Annotated in this window: 18 protein-coding genes and 2 pseudogenes; 5 read left to right on the forward strand and 15 right to left on the reverse strand. The window is 71.5% G+C overall.

The window, feature by feature from the left end; genetic code table 11:
• The 12 genes and pseudogenes from hypF to OHO27_RS39200 form a co-directional block, all read right to left on the reverse strand.
• Window positions 1-2,333: pseudogene (gene hypF, locus OHO27_RS39145) on the reverse strand (carbamoyltransferase HypF).
• Window positions 2,330-3,115 carry a hydrogenase nickel incorporation protein HypB gene (hypB, locus tag OHO27_RS39150; protein WP_328430679.1) on the reverse strand — a complete coding sequence of 262 codons (786 nt, stop codon included), beginning with the start codon at window positions 3,113-3,115 and terminating at the stop codon, window positions 2,330-2,332. Before hypB ends, hypF begins: the two are co-directional and overlap by 4 nt.
• A gap of 38 nt (window positions 3,116-3,153) precedes the next feature.
• Window positions 3,154-3,741: a hydrogenase maturation protease gene (locus tag OHO27_RS39155; RefSeq protein WP_328430680.1), complete on the reverse strand. Its 588-nt coding sequence runs from the start codon at window positions 3,739-3,741 to the stop codon at window positions 3,154-3,156.
• 19 nt (window positions 3,742-3,760) lie between these two features.
• A pseudogene (locus OHO27_RS39160) lies at window positions 3,761-5,481 on the reverse strand (hydrogenase maturation protein); the annotation flags it as partial.
• 132 nt (window positions 5,482-5,613) lie between these two features.
• Window positions 5,614-6,465, reverse strand: coding sequence for a PaaX family transcriptional regulator (locus OHO27_RS39165; protein WP_328430681.1), 852 nt, complete (start codon window positions 6,463-6,465; stop codon window positions 5,614-5,616).
• Window positions 6,466-6,517: 52 nt separating this feature from the next.
• Window positions 6,518-7,939, reverse strand: coding sequence for an alpha/beta hydrolase family protein (locus tag OHO27_RS39170; protein ID WP_328429668.1), 1,422 nt, complete (start codon window positions 7,937-7,939; stop codon window positions 6,518-6,520).
• Window positions 7,936-9,309: an MFS transporter gene (locus OHO27_RS39175; protein WP_328429669.1), complete on the reverse strand. Its 1,374-nt coding sequence runs from the start codon at window positions 9,307-9,309 to the stop codon at window positions 7,936-7,938. The genes OHO27_RS39170 and OHO27_RS39175 overlap by 4 nt, the downstream gene beginning before the upstream one ends.
• 274 nt (window positions 9,310-9,583) lie before the next feature.
• On the reverse strand, window positions 9,584-9,838 hold the full coding sequence (locus tag OHO27_RS39180; RefSeq protein ID WP_328430682.1) for an EF-hand domain-containing protein: 255 nt from the start codon (window positions 9,836-9,838) through the stop codon (window positions 9,584-9,586).
• Window positions 9,839-9,927: 89 nt separating this feature from the next.
• On the reverse strand, window positions 9,928-11,001 hold the full coding sequence (locus OHO27_RS39185; RefSeq protein WP_328429670.1) for a FecCD family ABC transporter permease: 1,074 nt from the start codon (window positions 10,999-11,001) through the stop codon (window positions 9,928-9,930).
• Complete coding sequence (locus tag OHO27_RS39190) at window positions 10,998-12,002, reverse strand: FecCD family ABC transporter permease (protein WP_328429671.1); 1,005 nt, start codon at window positions 12,000-12,002, stop codon at window positions 10,998-11,000. Before OHO27_RS39190 ends, OHO27_RS39185 begins: the two co-directional genes overlap by 4 nt.
• An 86-nt stretch (window positions 12,003-12,088) precedes the next feature.
• Entirely contained in the window at window positions 12,089-13,132 is a 1,044-nt protein-coding gene (locus OHO27_RS39195) for an ABC transporter substrate-binding protein (RefSeq protein WP_328429672.1), read from the reverse strand.
• Between the two features lie 181 nt (window positions 13,133-13,313).
• Complete coding sequence (locus OHO27_RS39200; protein ID WP_328429673.1) at window positions 13,314-14,948, reverse strand: cellulase family glycosylhydrolase; 1,635 nt, start codon at window positions 14,946-14,948, stop codon at window positions 13,314-13,316.
• Window positions 14,949-15,178: 230 nt separating this feature from the next.
• Between OHO27_RS39200 and OHO27_RS39205 the strand changes: the two genes are divergently transcribed.
• Window positions 15,179-15,964 carry a cyclase family protein gene (locus OHO27_RS39205; protein WP_328429674.1) on the forward strand — a complete coding sequence of 262 codons (786 nt, stop codon included), beginning with the start codon at window positions 15,179-15,181 and terminating at the stop codon, window positions 15,962-15,964.
• Window positions 15,961-17,601 carry a thiamine pyrophosphate-binding protein gene (locus OHO27_RS39210; RefSeq protein ID WP_328429675.1) on the forward strand — a complete coding sequence of 547 codons (1,641 nt, stop codon included), beginning with the start codon at window positions 15,961-15,963 and terminating at the stop codon, window positions 17,599-17,601. The genes OHO27_RS39205 and OHO27_RS39210 overlap by 4 nt, the downstream gene beginning before the upstream one ends.
• Window positions 17,602-17,671: 70 nt before the next feature.
• On the opposite strand, the gene OHO27_RS39215 is transcribed toward OHO27_RS39210, so the two are convergent.
• Window positions 17,672-19,117 (reverse strand): glyceraldehyde-3-phosphate dehydrogenase, encoded by a 1,446-nt coding sequence (locus tag OHO27_RS39215; protein WP_328429676.1) that lies wholly within the window; start codon window positions 19,115-19,117, stop codon window positions 17,672-17,674.
• 134 nt (window positions 19,118-19,251) lie between these two features.
• Between OHO27_RS39215 and OHO27_RS39220 the strand changes: the two genes are divergently transcribed.
• Both OHO27_RS39220 and OHO27_RS39225 read left to right on the forward strand, forming a co-directional pair.
• The gene (locus tag OHO27_RS39220) at window positions 19,252-20,211 is read left to right on the forward strand and encodes a LysR family transcriptional regulator (protein WP_328429677.1); all 960 of its coding nucleotides are present in this window, start codon (window positions 19,252-19,254) and stop codon (window positions 20,209-20,211) included.
• Between the two features lie 161 nt (window positions 20,212-20,372).
• Window positions 20,373-22,343: a collagenase gene (locus tag OHO27_RS39225; protein WP_328429678.1), complete on the forward strand. Its 1,971-nt coding sequence runs from the start codon at window positions 20,373-20,375 to the stop codon at window positions 22,341-22,343.
• Between the two features lie 68 nt (window positions 22,344-22,411).
• On the opposite strand, the gene OHO27_RS39230 is transcribed toward OHO27_RS39225, so the two are convergent.
• On the reverse strand, window positions 22,412-23,371 hold the full coding sequence (locus tag OHO27_RS39230) for a LysR family transcriptional regulator (RefSeq protein ID WP_328429679.1): 960 nt from the start codon (window positions 23,369-23,371) through the stop codon (window positions 22,412-22,414).
• An 80-nt stretch (window positions 23,372-23,451) separates the two neighbouring features.
• Here OHO27_RS39230 and OHO27_RS39235 point away from each other — a divergent pair, with 80 nt between their 5' ends.
• Complete coding sequence (locus OHO27_RS39235) at window positions 23,452-24,147, forward strand: type 1 glutamine amidotransferase domain-containing protein (RefSeq protein WP_328429680.1); 696 nt, start codon at window positions 23,452-23,454, stop codon at window positions 24,145-24,147.
• A 116-nt stretch (window positions 24,148-24,263) separates the two neighbouring features.
• On the opposite strand, the gene OHO27_RS39240 is transcribed toward OHO27_RS39235, so the two are convergent.
• Window positions 24,264-24,515, reverse strand: a complete 252-nt coding sequence (locus tag OHO27_RS39240; protein WP_328429681.1) for a hypothetical protein — start codon at window positions 24,513-24,515, stop codon at window positions 24,264-24,266.
• Window positions 24,516-24,600: the final 85 nt, after the last annotated feature.

Raw genomic sequence — 24,600 nt, forward strand, 5'->3', positions numbered from 1 at the left:
TCACTCCTTCTGTCGTTCGTGCGCCGCGACCACCAGCTGGCCGAGGGCCAACCCGCCGTCGTTCGGCGGGACTTCGCCGTGCCGGAGCACCGTGAGGCCGTCCCCGGTCAGCAGCCGCGTGCACTCCTCCTCCAGCAGCGCGTTGGCGAACACCCCGCCGCTGAGGGCGACGGTGGTCAGTCCGGTGTCCTGGCGTGCCCGCCGGCAGACCGTCACGACGGCCCGCGCCACGCCGCGATGGAAGCGCGCGGCGAGTACGGGAGCCGGGGTAGCGCGGCGTAGGTCGGCCACCAGCGCGCCGAGCACGGGCGCCGGGTCGTAGGCGCCACCGGCGACTCCGAAGGCGTACGCCGAGGTGTCGGCGTCCCAGGCCGCCGCGGCGGCGGACTCCAGCTCCATGGCGGCCTGCGCCTCGTACTGCGCGCGATGACACACGCCGACGAGCGACGACACCGCGTCGAAGAGCCGGCCCATGCTGGAGGTAGCCGTACAGGCCAGACCGCGCGTCAACTGACGCTCCAGCAAGGCAAGTTCATCGGGATCGCAGGCGGCCACACTGGGCAGGTCCGGGTCCCACCGCAGGCCTGCCGTCCACAGCCGCGCCAGCGCGAGGCGGCACGGGTTGGCCACGCCCGCGTCGCCCCCGGGGAGCGGGGCTGGGGTGAGGTACCCGAACCGCCGGAAGCCGTTGTAGTCGGCGAGCAGGATCTCGCCGCCCCAGACGGTGCCGTCGTCGCCGTAGCCCGTGCCGTCGAAGGCGACGCCGATCACGGGGGTGCTGCCGTCGAGGCCGTGCTCGGCCATCGCCGAGGCGATGTGGGCGTGGTGGTGCTGGACGAACACCGGGGAGTGCGCGGGCAGTTGGGACGCCCTCTGCCGGGCCCAGCGCGACGAGTGGTATCCCGGGTGCCGGTCGGCGGCGACGAGCTCCGGGCTGACACCGGTCAGGGACCGCATGTGCGACTCCGCCCGCCGGGCCGCCTCCAGAGTGGCCAGTTCACCCATGTCGCCGATGTGCGGGCCGAACCAGGCATGGTCGCCCTCACCGAGGCACAGCGCGTTCTTCAGGTCGCCGCCGACAGCGAGCGCGGGCCGCACCACGACCGGCAGACGCAGCGGGCGGGGTACGTAACCCCGGGACCGGCGCAGCATTTGCACCGCCCCGTCGGGACGTACCCGCAGCAGGGAGTCGTCGCACGGCGACGTGATGGGCCGGTCGTGGGCCAGCCAGGCGTCGGCGAGACCGGCCAGCCGCGCCAGGGCCTCGTCGTCGTCCGTGACGATCGGCTCCCCCGAGCGGTTGCCGCTCGTCATGACCAGCACCCGCGGACCCGTCGGATCGCCGGGCAGGCCGAACAGCAGGGCGTGTACGGGGGTGTAGGGCAACATCACGCCGACGTGCGGGCTGCCGGGGCAGACGCCGGGCGCGAGGATGCCGTGCGCCGTGCGCCGGCGCAGCAGGACGATGGGGCGCCGCGGGCTGGTGAGGGCGGCCGTCTCGGACGCGGACGGCACGGCGATCCGCCGCACGACATCGAGGTCCGCGCACATCACCGCGAACGGTTTGCCGCCGCGTGCCTTGCGGGTGCGCAGCGTGTCCACGGCCCGTGCGTCGGTGGCGTCGCACGCCAGGTGATAGCCGCCGAGGCCCTTCACGGCGACGATCCCCCGGCGGCGAGCAGTGCCCGTGCCGCTGCCAGGGCATCGGCGTCCCGCGCGGGCCGGACACCGCTCCCGGCGGCGGGCACCAGACGCAGCCGAGGGCCGCAGTCGGGGCAGGCCACGGGCTGGGCGTGGAAGCGGCGGTCGCCGGGATCGCCGTACTCCCGGGCGCAGTCGGGACACATCGGGAAGGCGGCCATGGTCGTGGCCGCACGGTCGTACGGCATGCCCGTGGCGATGGTGAAGCGCGGCCCGCAGTGCGTGCAGGTGACGAACGGGTGCCGGTGGCGGCGGTCGGCCGGATCGGCCAGCTCCCGCAGGCAGTCGGCGCAGGTCGCCGTGTCGGGCGGCAGGAGCGTGCGGCCGGGGGAGCGGTCCGTGGAGCGGATGGTGAAAGCGTCGTCGGCACCCGTGACGGGCAGGTCCTCGAATCCGACGGCGGTGACGGAGGCCAGCGGCGGGGGCTGGGCGGCCAGCCTTTCGCAGAAGTCGACGACACCGTCCGGCGGACCCTCCACCTCGATGAGGACACCGCTCGCCGTGTTGCTCACGAACCCCGCCAGGGCGAGATCGGAGGCCAGGCGGTGCACGTACGGACGGAAACCCACGCCCTGCACCGTGCCGCGCACGGTGACGCGGCGGCGTACCGCCTGTGTGGTGGGCGCCGTCACGAGACGCGGCCGGCCGCGAGGCCGGAAGCGGCGTCCTCATGCGTGTGGCCGTGGCCGTGGCTGTGCGTGTGACCGTGGCTGTGAGTGTGGGGACGGGGCGCCAGCGGAGGCCGGTGGACCGCGGCCCCGTCCCGCACCGCGAGCACCCGGTCCAGCAGGGTGTCGACCCCGTCCCCGGTCCGGGCACAGGAGAACATGAGCTCCACCCCGGGGTTGACCCGCTGGATGTTGGCGGCGAAGGCGGCCTGGTCGAAACCGGCGGGCCCGGCCAGGTCGGTCTTGGTGAGCACCACCAGATGGGCGGAGCCGAAGGCCGTGGGGTACTTCAGCGGCTTGTCCTCGCCCTCCGTCACCGCCATGAGCGCGATCCGCAGGCTCTCGCCGAGGTCGTAGGAGGCCGGGCAGACGAGGTTGCCGACGTTCTCCACGAACAGCAGCGAGGTGCCCTCCGGCAGCCAGCTCTCCACATGCCCGCGCAGCTGCCGGGCCTCCAGATGGCACAGCCCGTCGGTCAGCAGCTGTTTCACCGGCGCTCCCGAGCGGGCGAGCCGGTGGGCGTCGTTGTCGGTCGCCAGGTCGGCGGTGAGCGCGGCCACGGGGATGCCCCGCTCCACCGCCCTGGCCAGCACGCGCCCGAGCAGTTCGGTCTTGCCGCTGCCCGGGCTGGACAGCAGGTTGACCACGCTCACGCCACGCCGGGCCAGTTCCTCGCGCAGGCGCGCGGCCAGATCGTCGTTCTTCGCCAGGACGGCCTGAGTGACCTCGTCCAAGGAATCGCACATGAGCGCTGCTCCCAGCGGGGGATCGGGGGTTCGGACCGCTATCGATCCTCCGCGCCCTCGGCCACCAAGCGCGGGAGACCGGCCGCGCACGGGCCCGTGGATTCCTCCGGGCGGCTCAACGGAGGCGTGGCCGCCGGGTCGGCGAGCAGCACCGGCACCACTACGTGCAGAGCGGCGACGGCCCGCTCGATGGCGTCGCGCACGGTCGCGCTGATGCCCGGCGCGATGTCCTCGTCGCCGCGCAGCCGCAGCTCGGGCTCGCAGGCGAGGACGAGGACACGTGGGAGCGGCTCGTCGCCCAGGTGGGTGGCCAGCGCCAGGACCTTCGCCGGGTCCATGCCGTGCGCCTCGGGAACGGGCCCGCCCGCGCTGCCGTCGGGAAGCTCCGGCTCGATCAGCGACAGGGTGCCCGGCTCGTGTCCCCGTACGGACGCGTCGACCAGTACGGCCGTGTCGTAGCCGTCGAGCAGCTCGTACGCCAGGTCCATGCCGCGGATGCCGAAGTCCCGCACCCGCACCTCGGGCGGCAGCGGGCGGCGGTCCAGGGCGCGGATCACCTCGGGGCCGAAGGCGTCGTCCGCGAGGAAGATGTTGCCGACGCCGGCCACCAGCAGGCGGGTGCTCATCGCGCGCCCCCGGTGGCCAGGGGTTGGCGGGGCCGCTCGGCTGCTTGCGGACGAAGGCCGAGCGCAGGGCGTGGTACGGGGCACGCGGGTCGAAGAAGATGGCGCGCATGCGGGCGAGTTCGTCCCGCCGGTACTCGCCGAGCGGTCGCCGCTCCTCGTCCGCCCGCCGTGCCGCGGCCTTCGCGGCGATCCGTTGCGTGAGATCCGGGGCCTCGGCGAGGGAGGCAGCCCATTGCTCGACCTCCCTGGTGAAGTCCCGCGCCGGGACCGGCACCAGACGGTCCACCAGCCCGATCCGTGCGGCCGTCGCCGCGCGCACCGGCAGTGCCTCGGTCGTGAGCCGCGCGGCCGTCTCGGCTCCGGTGCGGCGCGGCAGCGTGTACGTCCAGTACTCCGACCCGTACAGGCCCATGCGCCGGTAGTGCGGGTTGAGGACGCTGCCCGTGCGGCACCAGACCTGGTCGGCGGCCAGGGCGAGCATCACTCCGCCGGCCGCCGCGTTGCCGCCGAGGGCGGCGACCACCAGGCGGTCGGTCGTCCGCAGCACCGCCTCGACCAGGTCGTTCATGGCGTTGAGGTTGGCCCACGACTCGCCCGCCGGGTCGGCCGACGCCTCGATGACGTTCAGATGGATGCCGTTGGAGAAGAAGTCGCGGGCTCCGCCCAGCACCAGCACCGAAGTGGAGCGGGTGAGCGCGCGCCGGTACGCGGCGAGCAGCCTGCGGCACTGGTCGGTGCTCATCGCGCCGCCCGGGAAGGAGAAGGACAGGAAGCCGACGTCGCCGAGCTGCCGGTAGCGGATGTCGGTCCAGGTGGTGCGCTCCGGGGGCAGTTCGAGCGGGGCGGCGTCCTCCGGCAGCCAGTGCGGGCCGCCGTCATGGCGTGGTGTCGCCTGACCGGTGCCGGGCGGAGCCGGGAATCCGGCGAGCACCGAGGCCGCGGGGCGGCGGAACGGGGCCGGGTCGCCGGAGTTCTTGCGGGGCGCAGGTCCGGGATCCACACCGCGCCGTCCCGGGTGGCCCGGCAGACCGCGCCGGACCGCGTCGCGAGCAACGCGCCGGGGCGCCCGCGCAGCAGGTCCTCGCCGTGCCCGCCGTGCAGGAACACCTCCATGCCGCACAGCTCGTCCAGGACACCCGGCTGCGAGTCGGCCCCACGGAGCTTGCGCAGCACCGTCGCGGTGCTGTCGTTGTCCCAGTCGATCCGTCGCTGCTCCTGGCGGAGGAAGTCGCGCCACACCACGGCAATCGCGGGATCGCTCTGTGCCTTCGGCTTGAACGATCCGTCGGCGAACCGTTCCACCGCCAGCAGGACGGCGGCCGAGGCCGCGTCGGAGACCTCGTTGCGGTACAGGTCGCTCTTGCCGACCGGCGGCACCGGGCAGGACCCGTCCGCCCAGATGTCGCCCGCGTCCATCGCCGCCTCGGCCTGCAGCACCGTCACGCCCCAGCGCGACGCCTCCTCGGCGATCGCCCAGTCGAGGGAGGACGGGCCGCGGTCGCCGGGCGGGCCCGGATGCACGATCAGACAGGTGTGCTCCTGCCACACGTCCTCCGGCAGCGCCGTCTTCAGCATCGGAGCGATGACCAGCTCCGGACGCGATTCGCGTACGGCGGCCCGGACCGCTTCGGGTCCGTGCGAAGCGAGTACTACCTCAACCCGGTGGCCCTGGTCGGACAGTTCGGCGTACACACGCTGGGACAGGCTGTTGAACGCGCTGGCGACGAGCAAGATGTCCATGACATGGCATGTTCGCCGGTCGAGGGAGGGCCGCGAAGGACCACGGCGGCGTTTCGCGAGTCGCCGCCGGTTCCCGTCCGCCATCCGGATCGCATTCCCGGCCGGTTCGTGGGGCTGCCCGGCGGTGCCCGCCTACCCGGACGGGGTGGTCTCCAGCAGTACGCCGGCCATCCGCCGCGCGGGCAGCTCGGTGTGCTCGGCGACGCGCCGGAAGGTCTCCTGGGCGGCGCGGGCCGGCCACTCGGAGGGAAGGTGCCGGGCGGGCAGCCTCGGGTCCGTGCGGATGGTCCACAGCCATTCGCTGACCAGCCGCAGCCGGGTTCCGATCGGGTCGTCCCCGGGTCCGGCGTCGAGGTGGGCCGTCCACCGCTTGTCGAAGGTGACGTAACGAGCGGCGATGCTCTCCAGGTCCCAGGTGCCGTGGATCATCTGCGCGATGTCGGTGCTGTCGTCCGCCAGGGCGTGGAAGATCTTGACGTGGTCGGCAAGTTCGAGCTCAACGACCACGGCGGCGACGTCGACCTTCCCGGGGGCGATCCACAGCCCGCTGTACAGCGCACCGAATCCGGACCAGGCCAGCCGGGAGCGCAGGTCGTGGCGCCGGCGTTTCCAGGAGTCGGGGAGGGAGAAGCCGAGCAGGGTCCAGGAGCCGTCCCAGTCGTCGTTGACCGCGCCCTGCTTCCAGATGCGGGTACGGCCGTCCTCCAGGACGCGCGTCGCCTGCGGGGTCAGGCCGAAGAACATCTTGCGGCCGTCGCGCCGGCGCTGCAGCAGACCGCGGTTGACCATGCGGGTGAGCGTGGAGCGGACGGCCTGTTCACCGACCCCGACGCGGCCGAGCACCTCGATGATGCTGCCCGAGTAGACGCACAGGTCGCCTTCCTCCAGCACGTGGTTGCCGAAGAAGGCGAGCATGAGCGACTGCGGGCGCGGCTGCGGGCCCTCCGAGGTGACCGGGGTGTCCAGGATGTCGTCGTCCTCCACGGTGCACAGCGTACGACCGCCCACCGCCGGCGCGGCGGGCGGCCGTACGGCATCACCGGCCGCCGGCGGGGTGGGCAAGGTCGTAGGGGCGCGGGTACGGGGCCGGGCGGTACGGCACATAGCGGGTGGGAGTGGTCGGATCGGCCGCCGTGGCACGGGAGTTGAGGGACTTCGGGTCGGTGCCGACCCACCGGCCGGCCCTGAGACGGTCCTCCAGGGTGTGCAGCGCGGCGAGCTGCTCGGCGGGGCTGAAGGTGCAGTGGCCGGCGTTGTCCGTGTACGCCTGCCGCAGCTCGGACGCCGACCCGGCAGCGGTGACGGCCAGCTTCAGGGCGCTCTCCGTCTGGACGGGGACGAGGGCGTCGCCGATGGTGTGGACCGACAGCTGCGGCTTGGCCAGCTCGCCGGTGAAGGAGCTGGTCCCGCTCATCCACGCCAGGGCGTTCCGGTCGGCGCCGATGCGTGGGGCGCGGTTGAGGGTGGCGAGGTCGGCGCGCAGGGACAGGCCGGCCTTCCGGTACAGCTCGGTGACCTCCTTGCGGACGGAGGACCGGCCGAGCAGCTTCGCGTAGTCGACGCCGGTGTTCCACGACATGTTGCCGCCCGCCCGCGCCTCCGCCTCCTGCCGCCGGTTGAAGGCGGCGATCTGCAGCAGGCCCTTGACCGCCTCGTACTGGTTGGCCTGCTGGGCGTTCCAGTCGGTCGCCGCCGGCCGGGGCTGCGTGGGCTGGTTCCAGACGGGGATGTTGTGCAGGGCGGCGGCGAGCGCGATCCTGGCCCGCCCCTCGGCCGTCGTCTGCGCGGAGTCGACCACGGAGGTCAGGGCGTCGGCCGCGTCGTCGGCGGCTGCCTGATCGGCGATGTTCACCAGCGGGACGTCGCTGCCGGGCGCGAGGAGCGTCTTGATCGCGAAGACGGGATCGAGGGTGTTGTTCCAGTTGGCCACCCCGCCGTGGACCAGGCCGCACAGCGAGATCGAACCGTCGATCCGCTGCGGATGCCGCTCGGCGATGGCGGTGGTGACGAGTCCGCCGTACGACCGCCCCCAGGCGATGGTGCGGGAGGCCGTCCCGAAGCGTTCGGTGAAGGCGGTGAGGGTGGCGAGCTGATCGGGAACCGCGTCCGTCACAGCCCAGCCGGTGGTGGCGTAGGAGGAGCCGGCGAGGGCGTATCCGTTCCTGAGGAGCAGAGCCTTCGTGGCGTCGTCCGGGGCGTCCTGGGCGGGGTTGGCCGGGCCGGTCGCATAGCCGTGGCTGAACAGCAGGACGGTGCCGTTCCATTGGGCGGGCACGTCCATCATGTACGTGGCGCCCGAGGGGAGTCGGCCGTCGACGTGGGTGGTGTCGGAGGCGGCGGCAGCGGTCGTGGCGGGCAGTGCGCCGACGGCGAGCAGGAGGGCGGCGGCACCGGCGATGCGGGAGCGGCGGCGGGTCCGGCGTACGTGCGGTGCCGGGGTCGCGGTGGTGGGAGTCACGCGGATATCCCCTCCGTCCGGCGGGAGTCGGTGCGTTCGGGCGTTGAGCCGGACAGGGACGTACGGTTGGTCTCGCGCACGAACCAGACGGTCAGCGCGGTGATGAGCGAGCCGCCGCAGATCAGCAGGGCGACGGGGGTGCCGTTGCCGCTGCCGGCCACCAGGCTTCCGGCGAGCATCGGGGAGAAGCCTGCGCCGATCAGGGTCGCGCCCTGGTAGCCGAGGGAGGCGCCGGTGTAGCGGACCCGGGTGCCGAACATCTCGGTGAGCAGGGCGCCCAGCGGGCCGTACATCACGGACTGGGCGATGCCGTGGCCGAGGACGACGGCGAGGATCAGCAGCCCGGGCGACTTCGAATCGATCAGGGCGAGGACGGGGAAGGCGAGCGCGGCCGAGGTGAGGGCTCCGGCGAGGACGACCGGGCGGCGGCCGACGCGGTCGGACAGCGCGGAGGCGCACGGCAGGACGACCAGGGCGACGCAGGCGGAGACCGTGAGCGCGGTGAGCACCTGCGGGCGGGCGTATCCGATGCCGGTGGCGTACGCGATCAGGTAACTGGTCAGCAGGGACTGGGCGGTGAAGGCGCCGATGCCGACACAGCAGGCCAGCAGCAGCGGTCGGGGACGCCGCAGTACGTCGACGATCGGCAGCCGCGCCTCGGCCCGCTCCTTCTTCACCTCGGCGAAGAGCGGACTCTCGACCACCTTCAGCCGGACGAAGAGGCCGACGCCGAGCAGCACGACGCTGAGCAGGAACGGCACGCGCCAGCCCCAGGCCGTGAACTGGTCCCTGGGCATGGCCACCACGAAGGTGACGACGAGCGAGGAGAGCAGGGAGCCGAGCGGGGCTCCCATCTGCGTGAAGCTCGACCACAGTCCGCGGCGCCGCTCCCCGGCGTGCTCGACGACCATGAGCGTGGCGCCGCCCCACTCACCGCCGATGGCTATGCCCTGGACGACACGCAGGGTGATCAGCAGGACCGGCGCCCAGACGCCGATCGTGCCGTACGTGGGCAGCAGGCCGATGAGGAAGCTGGCGCCGCCCATCAGGCCCATCGTGAGCAGCAGCATGGACTTGCGGCCGAGCCGGTCACCGAAGTGCCCGAAGACGATGCCGCCGAGCGGGCGGGCGACATAGCCGGCGGCGAACGTGCCGAACGCGGCGATGGTGCCGACGGCCGGGTCGGCGCCCGGGAAGAACAGCTCGCCGAAGACCAGGGCGGCGACCGTGCCGTAGACGAGGAAGTCGTAGAACTCCACGGCGGTACCGAGCAGCCCGGAGAGGGCGACCCGGCGCAGCTGCCGGGCGTGTTCGGGGTTCGGGGGCGGTGACGGGGACGGGGGCGGTGATGCGGCGGGGGACGGGGGCATCGCGGTCTCCCTTGACGGGGGGAAGGACACCGCGAAGGTAGGCTCTCTGATTACTGCCGTCAATAAAGTGCACAACATTGGATCGGGCGGGGCCCAGGCGCTGACGGGCGGCGCGCGTCAGGCGCAGGTGTTGAGCAGGGGGGCGCCTGACCAACGGGGAGCCGGCCCAGTGGGTCGGACTCACCACCGGGCCGCCCCGACTATGTCGTCACGACGAAGACGGTCCAGCCTGGCCCGTAGGGGAGGCGGCCGGCGCGGCGGCGGGCATCAGGTCTCATCTCCAGCCGAAGCGGCGGTCCACCACCGCTGCGAACTCCTCCAGGGTCAGCACCTCGTCCCCGTTCTGGTCGGCTGCGTCGAACAGCGCCGACGAGGCGTACTCGTCTCCGACGGCCCAGATCGGCAGATCTCCAGAAGCGGCCAGGGACGGGCCCTTGCTGCGCAGAGCGATGATCACCTCTTCGCGGGTCAGGGTCCCGTTCTCGTCGAGGTCGAGTGCCTCGAACAGCTTCCGGGCCTTTTCGCTCATCGTGTCACCCTCGTTCCTGTCGTCGGCCATCGAGCCGACCCACCCCGTTACCAGATGAGAACGCCTTTTTCCCCGCCTGGGTTCCCTTTTCAGCGACGAATGCGAGTGCGGGCGATCAGCCACATCAGATACGGCGCTCCGACGGCCGCCGTGAGGACGCCCACCGGCAGTTCGACGGGGGAGAACATCCGGCGGGCCAGTACGTCCGCGACGAGCACGATCGTGGCGCCGGTCAGGGCGGAGGAGAGCAGCGGGATCTGGGCGGTGCGGGTCAGCCGGTGGGCGATCTGCGGGGCGAGCAGCGCCACGAAGTCGACCGGGCCGGCGGCGCCGGTCGCCACGGAGGCCAGCACGACGCCGAGCGCGGTCAGACCCAGCCGGACCGGACCGAGCCGTACACCCAGCGCGGTCGCCGTGCTGTCGTCCAGGGACACCATGCGCTGCGCGTGCGCCGCCCACAGCAGCGCCGGGACCAGGGCCAGGAGGATCCAGGCGAGCGGCGCGGCCTGGTCGTAGCCCCGGCCGTTGAGCGAGCCGGTCAGCCACACCTTGGCCTGCTGGGCGACCAGATAGTCGCCCTTGGTGAGGAACAGCCGGGTCAGCGAGCCGAGCGCGATGGACACGCCGATTCCGACGAGCACGAAGCGCGTCGCGTGCAGACCACCCCGCCAGGCGAAGGCATACACGAGCGCGGCGGCAGAGAGCCCGCCCAGGACCGAGACGTACGGCAGGACGGTGTACGACGTGAGCCCGAAGGTCATCGCGGTCACCGTCGCCGCGCCCGCGCCGTGCGTGACGCCGATGACGTCCGGACTGGCGAGCGAGTTGCGGGCGACGGTCTGGACCAGTGCGCCGGAGACGCCGAACGCCGCGCCGACCAGCAGACCCGTCACCAGGCGGGGCAGGCGCAGCGTGCCGACGACGAGTTCGTCGGGGCTCGGCTGCCCGACCAGCACCCGCACGACCTCCGTGGGCGAGACGTACGACTCGCCCACGCACAGGGACACGACAACCGTCACCACGAGCAGGGCGGCCAGCAGCACCGCGACGGCGCACGCCCGGCGGTGCAGCAGGAAGCTGCCGTCCCGCACGCGGACGGCGGTGTAGCCGGAGGGGCGGAGGCGACGAGGCGCGGGGGCGGTTCGATCGAGGGGCTGGGTCACGCCGGCACCGTCGCCTTCCTGCGTACGAGCGCGACCAGGAACGGCACGCCGAGCAACGCGGTCATCACGGCCACCGGCACCTCCGAGGGTGCGAAGAGGACACGGCCGAGCACGTCCGACACGAGGATCACCGTGGGACCCAGCAGCGCGGACAACGCCAGCACCCACCGGTGGTCGGCGCCCACCAACGCCCGTGCGATGTGCGGCACGGCGAGCCCGACGAACGCGATCGGACCGGCGACCGCGACGGCGACCCCGGTCAGCACGGTCGCGGCGAGCGCGCCGACGGCCCGCAGGAGCGCCACCCGGTGACCGAGCCCCCTGGCCACGTCGTCCCCGAGCGCCAGAGCGTCCAGCCCTCGCGCCACGACGGCGACCAGCAGCAGCCCGACGAGGACGAACGGCCAGGTCTGCGCGACGACGTCACCGTCCCGGCCGCCGATCGAGCCGACGTCCCAGAAGCGGAACTCGTCCAGGGCGCGGGCGTCGGTCGTGACGATCGCGGAGACGATGGAGGCGATGAACGCGTTCATCGCGGCCCCGGCCAGCGCCAGTTTGACCGGCGACGCGCCGCCGCGTCCGCTGCCCGCCACCGCGTAGGCGGCCACCGCGGCCAGCCCCGCACCGGCGAACGCGAACCACACATAGCCGGCCGGCGAGTGCACCCCGAGGAACGCGATCGCGCAGACGACACCCAGCGAGGCGCCCTGGCTGACCCCGAGGACGCCGGGCTCGGCGATCGGGTTGCGGGTGATGCCCTGCATGACGACCCCGGCGACCGCGAGGGCGAGCCCGACCATGACGCCGATGACCGTGCGGGGAACCCGCAGCGCCCGCACGACCTGCGCGTTGTCGCCGGCCCCGCCGTGCAGCAGGGCGTCGAACACCTGGCCCGGCGGGATCTGCCGGCTGCCGAGCGCGAGGCTCAGCAGGACGGCGACCAGCAGCAGGAGCATGCCCGCGACCGTCCAGGCGACACGACGCCGGGTGGCACGGGACATGCGGTTCCTCTTGCTGGTGCTCATGCCGTGTGGCAGCCGAATTCCCCTGTCCGTACAAGGGCCTTACTTGGTTCTGTACAAGGGCCTTACTTGGTGAGGTACTTCTCCAGGTCCGCGAGGACCTCGTCGGCCGCGGTCACGCCCAGACCCAGGTACCAGGTCTCGTCCGGGACGTCGTACGCGTGCCCGGCCTTGACCGCCTTCAGGTTCTTCCACAGCGGGTTGCCCTGCGCGCGGGACTTGTCGGTGGCCTTCGCGTCGCCGTACACGCCGGTGAAGATGTAGTCCGCGTCGGCCTGGTCGATGTTCTCGGCGCTGACCTCGGCGGCCAGGTCCTCGATGTCCTGGTTCTTCGGGCGCGGGATGCCGGCGTCCTTGAGGATGGTGCCGATGAACGAGGCGTTGGCGTACAGCCGGATCACACCGTCGGGCAGGTAACGCACCATCGACACGGTCGGCCTCTCGGCGCCCAGCTCGGCGTCGAGCGCGTCGACCTTCTTGTCGTAGGCGGCGAGCTTCGCCTTGGCGTCGGCGGTCTTGTCCAGGGCCGCGGCGTTGAGGAGGTAGTTCTCCTTCCACGTGAAGCCGGGCCGGATGGAGAAGACGGTGGGCGCGATCTTCGACAGCTCGTCGTACTTGTCCGCGGCGCGCAGCTGGCTGCCGAGGATCAAGTCCGGCTTGAGGCCGGCGATGGCCTCCAGGTTGAGGTTGTTGATCGTGCCGACGTTCTTGGGGCTGCCGGCGTCCTTCTTCAGGTAGGAAGGCAGTTCGGGGGAGCCCTCGGTGGGGGCGAGGCCGACCGGCTTGATGCCGAGCGAGACGACGTTGTCGAGCTCGCCGACGTCGAGGACCACCACACGCTTGGGCTGGGAGTCGATGACCGTCTCGCCCATGGCGTGCTCGATGGTGCGCGGCCACTGGCCCGGCTTGGCGTCGGTGCCCATCGCGGCGGTCTTCTCGGCGGCGGACGCGAAGTCCTTGCCGCCCTTGGCCACGTCCTTCTTGTTGCCGGACCCGGCCGCGGAACCCGCGTTGTCCGAGCCGTCGTTGGAGCTGCCACAGGCCGCGAGGGACAGTGCGGCGGCGACGGCAAGAGCGACGGCGGCTGTGCCGCGGCGCCGGTGAAGCATGACAGGGCTCCCTCATGGTGCACATGTGGCCGTCAATTAGGCCAGGCTCACCTTATCCGCACGGTCTTCGTGCGCCGCACACGAGGGTTGTGTGGTTCCTGTCACGGTCCTGTGCCGTGGACGTGGGACTTCCTTGGCGCCCTGACCTGCCAGGACGCCAAGGACTGCGAGCGTGTGCGGGTCAGGGCAGCGAGCAGGCGGAGTCGTTCAGCGTGAAGGCGGCCGGGCTCGGGTTCGCGCTGCCCTTCGTGGCCGTGAAGCCCAGGGTGACCGAACCGGCCGGGGTGATCGACGCCGTGTACGACGCGGAGGCGACGCTCACGTCGGTGCGGCTCTGGGTCGCGGTGCCGCCCCACAGATTGCTGACGCGCTGACCGTCCGGAAAGGTCCAGCGCAGCGTCCAGCCGTTGATGGCCGAGCTGCCGGTGTTGCGGATGACGATCTCGCCCTGGAAGCCGCCGGGCCACTCGTTCGCCACCCGGTAGGCGACACCGCATGACGCCGACGAGCCTGCGGACGACGTCGTGACCGCCACTGTGCCCGAACGCTGCGAGCGGTTACCCATCGCGTCGCGCGCGTAGACGGCGAGGGTGTAGGCGGTCGCCGGGGCGAGGCCGGTGACCGTTGCGGAGGTGCCGGTCGTCGTGGTGGCGGCGGTCTCGGTCCCGCCGTCGATGCGGACGACGTCGTAACCCGTCACACCGTTCGCGTCGGTGGAGGCGGTCCAGTTCAGGGTGACGGACGAGGACGTCACGGCGGAGGCGGACGGTGTCCCCGGGGCGGTCGGGGGAGTGGCGTCGCCCCCGGAAGAGGAGTAGACGGTGGCTTCCTCGGACGTGGCGGCGATGCCGTCCGCACCGTTGAAGATCCGCTGCCCCCATGAAGTCAGCTGGTTCGGGTCGAAGTTCGTGACCATGTCCAGGTACTCGACCCCGCCACCGTTGCCGCTCCAGGACCAGCCGAGATAGCCGAGGCCGAGCTGCCGGGTGAGCGCGAGGATGGTGTCCTCGTCGGGGTCGCCGTCCGAGTGGTTGTGACCGAACTCGCCGATCATGATGGGGAGTTGGGCCGACACGAAGCGGTTCAGATAGTCGCTGATCTCGGCGGCCGTGTCGAACACGCCGTACATGTGGATGGAGAAGATCGTGTTGGCGTCCGGGTCGGCGGCGAAGACCGAGGCGGCGTTGTCGCGCATCGTGAACGCCCAGTCCTGACCCCAGTTGGGTGCGTCGACCATGATGGTGTGCTGGAAACCGGCGGCGCGCAGCTTCTGGATGGCCGCCTTGGTGTCGGCCGTCCACGCCGCGTAATTCGTGTTGCCGTACGGCTCGTTGCCGATGTTGACGATGACGTAGTCCTCCTGGCCGAGCAGCGCGCTCTGCACGCCGACCCAGTAGTCCGCGGCCCGGGAGAGCGTGACGGCGCCGCTCTGCTCGCCGTAGCCCGTGGTGTCATGGACCTCCAGGACACAGATGAGGCGGTTCTGCTTGCACTGGGCGACGACGTTCGCCACGTCGGCGGTGTCGTTGCGGGTCCAGCGGTCACCGCTGGAGAGGACCACCCGCACCGTGTTCGCGCCCTTGGCCTTGATGTGGGCGAGGGAGCTGACGCGGTCCGGATACCAGGTGTGGGCATGGTTGACGCCCCGCATGACGAAGTCGTTCCCGTTCGCCTCCAGCAGTCGGCCGTTCGCGATGCGGAAGCCGGGCGGCGCTGCATGTGCCGGTGTGACGAAGGCAATCAGCGGCAGGAGAAGGCCCAGGAGGGCAGCGGCTGCGGTGATCGGCCGCGGGGCGGCGGCGATGCGGGATCTCATGGCGGCTCCAGGAGAAGCGAGTTGGGGTCGGGGGAGTGTCAGATGGTTCTCGCCGCCGTGCCGTCGGCGGCTGTGCCGCGGGTGCCGTTCTGAGGGGGTGCCGTTCTGAGGGTGCCGTATGAGTGGGAGCGCTCCCATCTTCCATCAAGCCACTGTTGTCATTGACGCGTCAAGGGGCGGGAAGTACGGCTGCGATGCTGTCATGGAGAGCACCGACCGAGGAGACGCCCATGCCCGAGCCGTCCGTCCTTGCCGCGCTGGTGTCCGGGTTGCGGGGTGGATCGATCGAAGTCGTCGACCTCACCTCGCCCCTGTCGTCGTCGACACCGGTGATCCAACTGCCGCACCAGTTCGGTCAGACCGCCGTCTTCGAACTGGAGGAGATCAGCCGGTACGACGACCGGGGCCCCGCCTGGTACTGGAACAACTTCCGCAGCGGCGAGCACACCGGCACCCACTTCGACGCCCCCAACCACTGGGTCACCGGCAAGGACCTCACCGACGTGGCCTCGGTGCCGGTCGGCAGGCTGGTCGCCCCGGCGGTCGTCCTGGACTTCACCGCCGAGGTGGCCAAGAACCCCGACTTCCTTGTCGAGGTCGACCACGTGAAGGCCTGGGAAGCCGAGAACGGCCCGTTGCCCGAAGGGGGTTGGCTGCTGCTGCGCACCGGCTGGGATGCCCGCTCGCACTCCCAGGAGACGTTCCTCAACGCCGACGAGAACGGCCCGCACACCCCGGGACTGTCGGTGGAGTGCGCCCGTTGGGTGGCCGAGGAGTCGCCGGTGACCGGGCTCGGCGTCGAGACGGTGGGCACGGACGCCGGGGGCGCGCACTCGTTCGAGCCCGCCTTTCCGTGCCACTCCTACCTCATGGGCAGCGGCAAGTACGGGCTGACGCAGTTGCAGAACCTCGCCGCGCTGCCGCCTACCGGCGCCGTCGTCATCGCCGGACCGCTACCCATCGTCACCGGCTCCGGGGCTCCGGCACGGGTGCTGGCGCTGGTGGAGCGCTCATGAACGTCGCGGAAGCGGTCGGCCGGGCACTGTGCGCGGCTGGGGTGGGCCAGGTCTTCGGGGTGGTCGGATCGGGCAACTTCCATGTGACGAACGCGATGGTCGCGGCGGGGGCGCGCTTCGTCGCCGCACGCCATGAGGGCGGCGCGGCGACGATGGCCGACGCGTACGCCCGGACCAGCGGCACGGTCGCCGTCGTGAGCGTGCATCAGGGGCCCGGCCTGACCAACGCGATGACGGGAATCGCGGAGGCGGCGAAGAGCCGTACGCTGCTCGTCGTCCTGGCCGCCGAGGTGACCGAGCCACGGTCCAACTTCTATGTCGACCAAGAGGCGTTGGCCCGCGCGGTGGGCGCGGTCACGGTTCGGGTCACGTCCGCGGAGGAAGCCGTCGAGCAGGCGTGCGCGGCGGTACGGCTGGCGGTGGCAGAGCGGCGTACCGTCCTGCTCAACCTTCCGCTGCCGGTGCAGGCGCTGGAGGTGCCCGACGGTGCCCTTGCGCAGGCGGCGCCCCCGCCGCGGCGGGCCGCGGTCGAACCGGACGCCGACGAGGTGGCTGCCTTGTCCCGGTTGCTCGGGCAGGCCCGACGGCCCGTCTTCGTGGCCGGCCGGGGAGCACGCGGGCCGGGCTGTCGCGAGGCCCTGGAGGCGCTCGCCGAACGGCACGGCGCGCTGCTGGCGACCTCGGCCGTCACCCACGGGCTCTTTCACGGAAACCTCTGGTCCCTGGGCATCTCCGGCGGCTTCGCCTCGCCCCTGGTTGCCGAACTGCTCCAGGGCGCGGACCTGATCGTCGGCTGGGGCTGCGCCCTCAACATGTGGACGATGCGGCACGGCAACCTCATCGGCGCCGACGCCACCCTCGTACAGGTCGACGACGAGCCGTCGGCGCTCGGCGCGCACCGGCCGGTGCATCTCGGAGTCACCGGAGACGTCGGGCTCACCGCGTGCCAGGTGTTCGAGGCGGGTGACGGGCAGCGGCAGGGGTATCGGACCACAGAAGTCCGCGCGGCCATCGCCGCCCGCGCGCGGCTGCGTGACGTGCCGTACGAGGACAGGAGCACGCGGGAGCGGATCGATCCGAGGACGTTGAGCATCGCGCTCGACGACATCCTGCCCGCGGAGCGCGTGGTCGGCGTGGACTCCGGCAACTTCATGGGCTACCCGAGCGCGTACTGGTCGGTGCCGGACGAGAAGGGCTTCTGCTTCACGCAGGCCTTCCAGTCGATCGGGCTGGGGCTGGCGACCACGATCGGGGCGGCCCTGGCACAGCCGGACAGGCTGCCCGTGGCGGCGCTCGGGGACGGGGGCGCGCTGATGAGTGCCGTGGAACTGGACACCGTGCGCCGGCTCGGGCTGCCGATGGTGGTCGTCGTGTACGACGACGAGGCCTACGGTGCCGAGGTGCACCACTTCGGTCCGCACGGGCACCCGCTGGACACGGTGCGCTTCCCGCCGACGGACATCGCCGCCGTGGGGCGGGGCTACGGCTTCGAGGCGGTGACCGTTCGGACCCGGGCCGACCTGAAGGCCGTGGTGGACTGGGTCGCCGGGCCGCGGACCGCGCCGTTGCTGGTCGACGCCAAGGTCGTCGCCGACCGAGGGTCGTGGTGGCTGGAGGAGGCGTTCCGCGGCCACTGAGGGCTCCGCGAACGTCGACCCGCCCGCCGCAGCTCAGCGCAGGGCGACAGGCGGGTCGACGTGGGCGGGATCAGACCGCCGGGGCCGGGTAGGTCGGGTACTCCACCCCGGAGACGTGCTGGACGACGCGGATGACCTGGCAGGAGTAGCCGAACTCGTTGTCGTACCAGAGGTAGAGGATCGCGTTGTCACCCTCCACCTTCAGCGCTCCGGCGTCGATGATCGACGCGTGGCGCGAGCCGATGAAGTCGCTGGAGACCGCGTCGGGGGCCGAGGTGAAGTCGATCTGGCGGCGCAGCGGCGAGGTCAGCGACACGTCGCGCAGGTAGTCCAGGACCTCCTCGCGCGTCGTCTCCCGCTTGAGCTGGAGGTTCAGGATCGCGATCGACACGTCCGGCACCGGGACACGGATCGAGCTGCCCGTGATCCGCGCCTTGAGGTCGGGCAGCGCCTTGGCCACGGCGGAGGCGGCGCCGGTCTCGGTGATGACCATGTTCAGCGGCGCGGAGCGGCCACGGCGCTCGGACTTGTGGTAGTTGTCCAGCAGGTTCTGGTCGTTGGTGAACGAGTGGACGGTCTCCACATGACCGCGCAGCACGCCGTACTCGTCCTCCATCGCCTTCAGCGGCGGGACTATGGCGTTGGTGGTGCAGGAGGCGCAGGACAGGATCTGCTCGTCCGGCTTCAGGGTGTCGTGGTTGACGCCGTGCACGATGTTGGGGACATCGCCCTTGCCCGGCGCGGTCAGGACGACCTTGTCGATGCCGGGGCGCAGGTGCTCGGACAGGCCCTCGCGGTCGCGCCACTTGCCGGTGTTGTCGATGAGGATGGCGTTCTTGATGCCGTACGCCGTGTAGTCGACCTCGGACGGGTCGTTCGCGTAGATCACCTTGATCGCGTTGCCGTTGGCGAAGATCGTGCTGCTCGCCTCGTCGACGGTGATCGTGCCCTGGAACTGGCCGTGGATGGAGTCGCGGCGCAGCAGGGAGGCACGCTTGACGATGTCCTGCTCGCCGCCGCCGCGCACGACGATGGCACGCAGCCGCAGCCCGTTGCCCGAGCCGGACTTCTCGATCAGCAGGCGGGCGACGAGACGGCCGATGCGGCCGAAGCCGTACAGGACGACGTCGCGGCCCTCGCCGCGCTCGATCTTGTTGGCTCCGGTGGCGCCGGCGACGGCCTCGGCGGTGAACGCCTCGACGGTCAGACCGCGGTCGTCGGCCTTGTACGTCGCGGCGAGCATGCCGATGTCGATCTGCGACGGGCCGAGGTCCAGCGCGGTGAGGGCCTGCACGAAGGGCAGGGTCTCGGTGACCGAGAGCTCCTCACCGGCGATCTGCCGGGCGAACCGGTGGGTCTTCAGGATGCTGACCACCGACTTGTTCACCAGGGAGCGGCTGTGGAGGAGGACGGTGACGTCCCGCTCCCGGTGCAGCTTCCCGATGAGCGGGATCATCGACTCCGCGATCTCCTCGCGGGTCTTCCAGTTGGTGAACGAGTCGTCGTTGACAGTCACGGGCCTATCTTTCGAGCTAGGTGGCGCTCATATGCTAACCGCAGGGTGCGACGATCATTCCAAGGGGGGTCGGTGAGGTGGGAGAGTGCCCCGGTTTACAGGCTTTTTCCCTGTATGCGGAGGAGGAGTGAAGGGTGGAGCTGGAGCTACGGCATCTGCGCGTGCTGTGCGCCATCGCGGACGCGGGGAGCGTGGGCCGGGCGGCGGCCGAGCTGGGCTACTCGCAGCCCGCGATGAGCACCCAACTCCGCCGGATCGAGCGGTACTTCGGCGAGTCGGTGTTCGAGCGCGGGCCGACCGGAGTGCGGTTGACCGCGTACGGCTTCGAGGTGGTCGCCCAGGCCCGCGACGTCCTCGCCCGCGCCGACGCCATCGGACGCCGGCCGGCCTCCGGCGCCGCGCCCGCACGGCGGACGCTGCGTGTGGCGGCGACGAACTCTCCGATGCTCGCGGGCATGCTGTCGGGTGTCCGTGCCCGGCTGCCGGACGTCTCGCTCGCCGTGAGCAGCGTGTACGCCTCCTCCCGGATCGTCGAACTGCTGGAGGAGGGCGGGGTGGACGTGGCCATCGCCGCGGACTACCCCGGCCGGGAGCTGGAGCACTCCGACACCGTGGCCCATCGCGGGATCGTCACCGAGCCGAACTTCGTCGCCCTGCCGTCCCGCCACCCGCTCGCACACCGCGCTCACGTCGCCCTCGCGGATCTGGCCGAGGAGGCCTGGTTCCTGACGCCGGACGACGGGGCCGGATGGCCCGGCGTCTTCCACGCGGCCTGCGCGTCGGCCGGCTTCAGTCCATCGGCGGTGCACGAATTCCTGGGCGACCGGCTGGAGTTGCAGGGAATGATCGCCGACGGGCACGGCGTCGCCGTCGTCCAGGCCACGACGCGCCCCATCCCGCAGGTCGTCGTCAAGCCGCTGATCGGCACGCCGCTGTGGTGCCGTTACGTGCTGGCGTGGCGGCGTGACGTGGTCGCCGAGGCTACGGCCGACGCGCTGCTGCAGTCCGCCACCGCCGCCTACCGCGAACTCGTCGCCCACTCCCCGCACTTGAGGACGTGGGCGGCCCGCACGTGGAACGTGAGCGAGGCGTAGCTCCCGGCTCCACTTCGGTCACGCCCACGGCATCGGGCGTTATGGCCGGTCAGTGCAATGTGCTATGTCACACGCCATTGTTGGGCCGGGCGGGCGTTGAGACAGTGCCACACACGCCTCAGCACCCGTATCGAGGCGCATCCATCCATGGAGGAATCCAGATGCGCTACCGCTTCGTGCTGCCCAGACACATGGCCGCCGCGCTCGTCGCATGCGTCACTCGGGCCGGCCTGCTGTCGACGCCCGCGCTCGCGGCACCCGCGGCCGAGACCGCCCCGCTCCCCACCCGGTCGGGGAAGCCGGCGCCACCCCCGCCCCCGACCGGATCGACCGCCGACGCCACCACCCACCCTGTCGTACGCGACCGGCAGCGCACCCCCGCCCATCTGCCGCCGCTGACGCCGACGCCCCAGCCCGAACGCCCCGGTGCGCAGGCCGCTCCGAAGGCGGCCCCGTGCAGTCCCGCCGACTTCGGGAGCCGAACGGGACCCGCGCTCGTGGCCTTCGTCAAGGCCTCGACCACGGACTGCGTCAACAGCCTCTTCGCGGTCACCGGCACGAACGCCCGCGCCGTCTTCCGTGAGTCTCAAATGGTCACCGTCGCCGAGGCGTTCACGCGCACGGCGCAGAGCTATCGCGGTGACAACTCGACCCGCATCTGGCAGCTCGTGCTCTTCCTGCGCGCCGGCTACTACGTGCAGTTCAACAACCCCACCGACGTCGGTCCCTACGGCACACGCCTGGCCCGCACCACCGTCCGCGGCCTGGACACCTTCTTCGCCCGCACACCGTCGAGGGACGTCACGGCGGCGAACGGCGACGTGCTGAGCGAGGTCCTCGTCCTCACCGACAGCGCCGACCAGCAGGCCCGCTATCTGAAGGTCTACCGGAGGGTGCTGAACGGCTACGACAGCTCCTATGACGCCATCCCCAGCATGCTCGCGGCTGTCAACGCGGTCTACACCCCGCTGTGGCGCGGCAATTGGAACGCGGACTACGTGGGCGCCGTAGCCGCCGACCCGTACCTCGCCCGGACCCTCCACAGGTTCGCGCTCGACCACCTCGACCTGCTGCCCACCGACCGGGCGTACCTGGCGTCCAACGCCGGGATGAACCTGGCCCGTTACGTCGAACACCCGTCGCTGCGAAGCATGGTGCGGCCGCTGGCCAGGCAGCTGCTGAGCGCGTCACGGATCACCGGCCCGACGGCGGGGCTGTGGGTCGCGGTGGCGACGCAGGCCGAGTACTACGACGGAGCCAACTGCTCCTACTACGCGGTCTGCGACCTGACCGGCCAACTCACCAGGGCCGCCCTGCCGATCACCCACCCCTGCGACGCGACCCACATGATCCGGGCCCAGGCGCTCACCCCGGCCGACCTCGACGCGGCGTGCAAGAGCGTGCTCGGCCAGGACGCGTACGTGCACGACCTCGTCAAGGACGACGGCCCCATACCCGGCCAGTACCTGTCGACCATCGACCTCGTCGTCTTCGCAGCCCCCGCCGACTACCGCACCTACGCCGGAGCGATCTTCGGGATCAGCACCGACAACGGCGGCATGACCCTGATCGGAGACCCTGAGGACCCCGCCAACCGGCCGTTCGCGGTCATGTACCAGAAGGAGCAGGACGACGGTCACGCCGCCCGCATCTGGAACCTCAACCACGAGTACACGCACTACCTCGACGCCCGCCACAACATGAAGGGCGACTTCGCCCAGCAGATCTCGGTGCCGGACGTCTGGTGGATCGAGGGAGTGGCCGAGTACGTCTCCTACGGCTACCGCGGCATCACCTACGACCGGGCGATCGCCGAGGCGGGCAAGCACACGTACCGGCTCAGCACGCTGTTCCAGAACACGTACACCAACAGCGACGTCACCCGCACCTACCCGTGGGGCTACCTCGCCGTCCGCTACATGTTCGAGCGCCACCCGGCCGACGTCCACCGCATGCTCGCCCGCTTCCGCGTCGGCGACTACGCGGGCGGATACGCCGTCTACGCCTCCGACATCGGCACCCGCTACGACGCCGACTTCGACCAGTGGCTGACGGAGTGCGCGGCCGGGGCCTGTGCGGTCGGCACGGCCGTCGGCCGAGGTCGGTCCGCGGTCTCCGCACGCGGCATCTGAGACCCGGCCCGTGGCCTGCACAGGGTGATCCGCGCGGGCCACGGGATCGCCGGCGTCAGCAGGTTCAGTCACCAGTCGCGCGCGCTTCCCAGCAGGTGGTCGCGGACCAGCGCGACATGGGGGCTGCCGGACGAGCCCGGGCGCTGGACGAGGAAGCCGGTGTTGATCGGCGGATCGTCCGGGTCGTGCAGGATGACCAGCGCGCCCGACGCCAGCTCGGCGGCGCACAGGTAACGGGGGAGCACACTGAACCCGGCCCCGCTCGTCACCGCCGCCTTGACCCCGTTCAGGTCGGGCATCGTGACCGCCGGGTGGCGCACCAGACGCTTGCCGAACACATGACGCCAGTAGCGCCGCACGATCGGCACGTCCTCGGCGTAGGCGACGAGTGGCACGCCGTGCAGCGCGGCGGGCCCCGCTGCGGCGATCCGCGTCGGTCCGCCGATGCGCTGCGCCCAGGAGGGAGCCGTGACCAGCACGAACTCCTCGTCCATCAGCGGCACCGAGGCCAGGGCGCGACCACGCGGCCGGTACGTCGACAGGACCAGGTCGTGGCGGCCGGCCCGCAGCTCCTCCAGGAGCGGCTCGGTCAGGCCGGGGGTGACGCGCAGCCGTACGCCCTTGTCGACCAGCGGCGCGAGGGCCGGCATGACGCGGTGGGTCAGCAGCTCGGCCGGACCGGCGAGATGGACCGGCTCCGCGGGCTGGACGTCGGCCGAGCCGCCCGGCCCGGTGACCGTGGCCAGGGCGTCCAGCGGCTCGACGATCCGGGAGGCGAGCTCGTCCGCGTGCGGAGCGGGGGCGACGCCACGCGCGAGACGCTGGAACAGCTCCCTGTCCAGCTGCCGTTCCAGCGTGCGGATCTGTGTGGTGACCGTCGGCTGCGACAGACCCAGCACCCGGGCGGCGGCGGTGAAGGAGCCGGTGCGGTACACGGCCAGGAACGTACGCAGCAGGTTGAGGTCCACCGGCGCCGCACCGCTGAGCTGGGCGCTCTCCTCCATCTCATCGGAATCCCTATGTCTCATATGTGTGAGCCTATTGGATTCCAATGGCATGAGGTGCGTACCGTCGGGACATCGACTCACTGTCTCTCGAAAGAGCCCCCATGTCGAAGATCCTTTTCGTGCTGACCGGCGCCGACCACTGGACGCTGGCCGATGGCACCAAGCACCCCACCGGCTTCTGGGCCGAGGAGGCCGTCGCCCCGTACGAGGCGTTCACGGCCGCCGGGCACGAGGTCGTCGTGGCCACGCCGGGCGGAGTCGTGCCGCCCGTCGACAAGGGCAGCCTCGCGCCCGAGTTCAACGACGGTCAGGAGAACGCCGACCGGGTCGCCGCCGTACTCGCCGCGATGGCGGAGCTGCGGCAGCCGGTCCGGCTGGAGGACGTGAACCTCGGCGACTACGCCGCCGTGTTCTACCCGGGCGGCCACGGCCCGATGGAGGACCTGTCCGTCAACGCCGAGTCCGGCAGGCTGCTGACCCTCGCGCTGGAGAGCGGCAAGCCGCTGGGTGTCGTCTGCCACGCCCCGGCCGCACTGCTCGCCGCCACCAAGGCCGACGGCACCAACGCCTTCGCCGGTTACCGGGTGGCCGCGTTCACCAATGCCGAGGAGACCCAGTCCGGCTTCGCCGACAAGGCCAAGTGGCTGCTGCAGGACCGGCTCACCGAGGCCGGCGTCCAGGTCCAGGTGGGCGAGCCGTGGGCCCCGCACGTGGTCGTCGACCGCAACCTGGTCACCGGCCAGAACCCGGCTTCCGCCGCCCCGCTCGCCGTCGAACTGCTCAAGAAGCTGGGCTGAATCAGCTCGCCGCCCCGCTCGCGCCCCCAGGCGCTGTGGCGGGCCCGAGTGGCTGCAACGGCCGAGGACGCCTCGTGCGCGACACGCATCGAGACGTCCTCGTCGGCTACGCCTGTCTACTGCAGGAACGAGTCCTCGGCGCCCTCGGCGTCACCGAAGCCCGCCCCCTGTTCCATGGCCGGGCTGCCTTCAGTGCCGAAGGCGGCGCCGCTCTGGTCGTTGAACGTGGGCTCCTGCCAGCCCTGGTTCTCCTGGCTTCCGGCGCCGAAGCTGCTCTGGTCGTCGACATCGGCGTGGGCAGCGGCAGCGCCGCCGAAGACGACCAGAGTGCCGAGGGCGGTGGCAGCAAGTGCGGTGCGAATACGCATTCGTACTCCTGTGCAGTGGGTGCTGTTGTCACATGAACATCACCCTCGGAGCGCATGAGGTACACCAAGAGCCACTCGGATGAGT

This window comes from Streptomyces sp. NBC_00443 (assembly GCF_036014175.1).
Taxonomy (GTDB): domain Bacteria; phylum Actinomycetota; class Actinomycetes; order Streptomycetales; family Streptomycetaceae; genus Streptomyces.

What these genes read in the sequence shown, in the direction of transcription:
- hypB (WP_328430679.1), bottom strand. Translation starts at nt 3,115, where the DNA reads ATGTGCGATTCCTTGGACGAGGTCACTCAGGCCGTCCTGGCGAAGAAC.
- OHO27_RS39155 (WP_328430680.1), bottom strand. Translation starts at nt 3,741, where the DNA reads ATGAGCACCCGCCTGCTGGTGGCCGGCGTCGGCAACATCTTCCTCGCG.
- OHO27_RS39175 (WP_328429669.1), bottom strand. Translation starts at nt 9,309, where the DNA reads ATGCCCCCGTCCCCCGCCGCATCACCGCCCCCGTCCCCGTCACCGCCC.
- OHO27_RS39180 (WP_328430682.1), bottom strand. Translation starts at nt 9,838, where the DNA reads ATGAGCGAAAAGGCCCGGAAGCTGTTCGAGGCACTCGACCTCGACGAG.
- OHO27_RS39190 (WP_328429671.1), bottom strand. Translation starts at nt 12,002, where the DNA reads ATGTCCCGTGCCACCCGGCGTCGTGTCGCCTGGACGGTCGCGGGCATG.
- OHO27_RS39195 (WP_328429672.1), bottom strand. Translation starts at nt 13,132, where the DNA reads ATGCTTCACCGGCGCCGCGGCACAGCCGCCGTCGCTCTTGCCGTCGCC.
- OHO27_RS39200 (WP_328429673.1), bottom strand. Translation starts at nt 14,948, where the DNA reads ATGAGATCCCGCATCGCCGCCGCCCCGCGGCCGATCACCGCAGCCGCT.
- OHO27_RS39205 (WP_328429674.1), top strand. Translation starts at nt 15,179, where the DNA reads ATGCCCGAGCCGTCCGTCCTTGCCGCGCTGGTGTCCGGGTTGCGGGGT.
- OHO27_RS39210 (WP_328429675.1), top strand. Translation starts at nt 15,961, where the DNA reads ATGAACGTCGCGGAAGCGGTCGGCCGGGCACTGTGCGCGGCTGGGGTG.
- OHO27_RS39225 (WP_328429678.1), top strand. Translation starts at nt 20,373, where the DNA reads ATGCGCTACCGCTTCGTGCTGCCCAGACACATGGCCGCCGCGCTCGTC.
- OHO27_RS39230 (WP_328429679.1), bottom strand. Translation starts at nt 23,371, where the DNA reads ATGAGACATAGGGATTCCGATGAGATGGAGGAGAGCGCCCAGCTCAGC.
- OHO27_RS39235 (WP_328429680.1), top strand. Translation starts at nt 23,452, where the DNA reads ATGTCGAAGATCCTTTTCGTGCTGACCGGCGCCGACCACTGGACGCTG.
- OHO27_RS39240 (WP_328429681.1), bottom strand. Translation starts at nt 24,515, where the DNA reads ATGCGTATTCGCACCGCACTTGCTGCCACCGCCCTCGGCACTCTGGTC.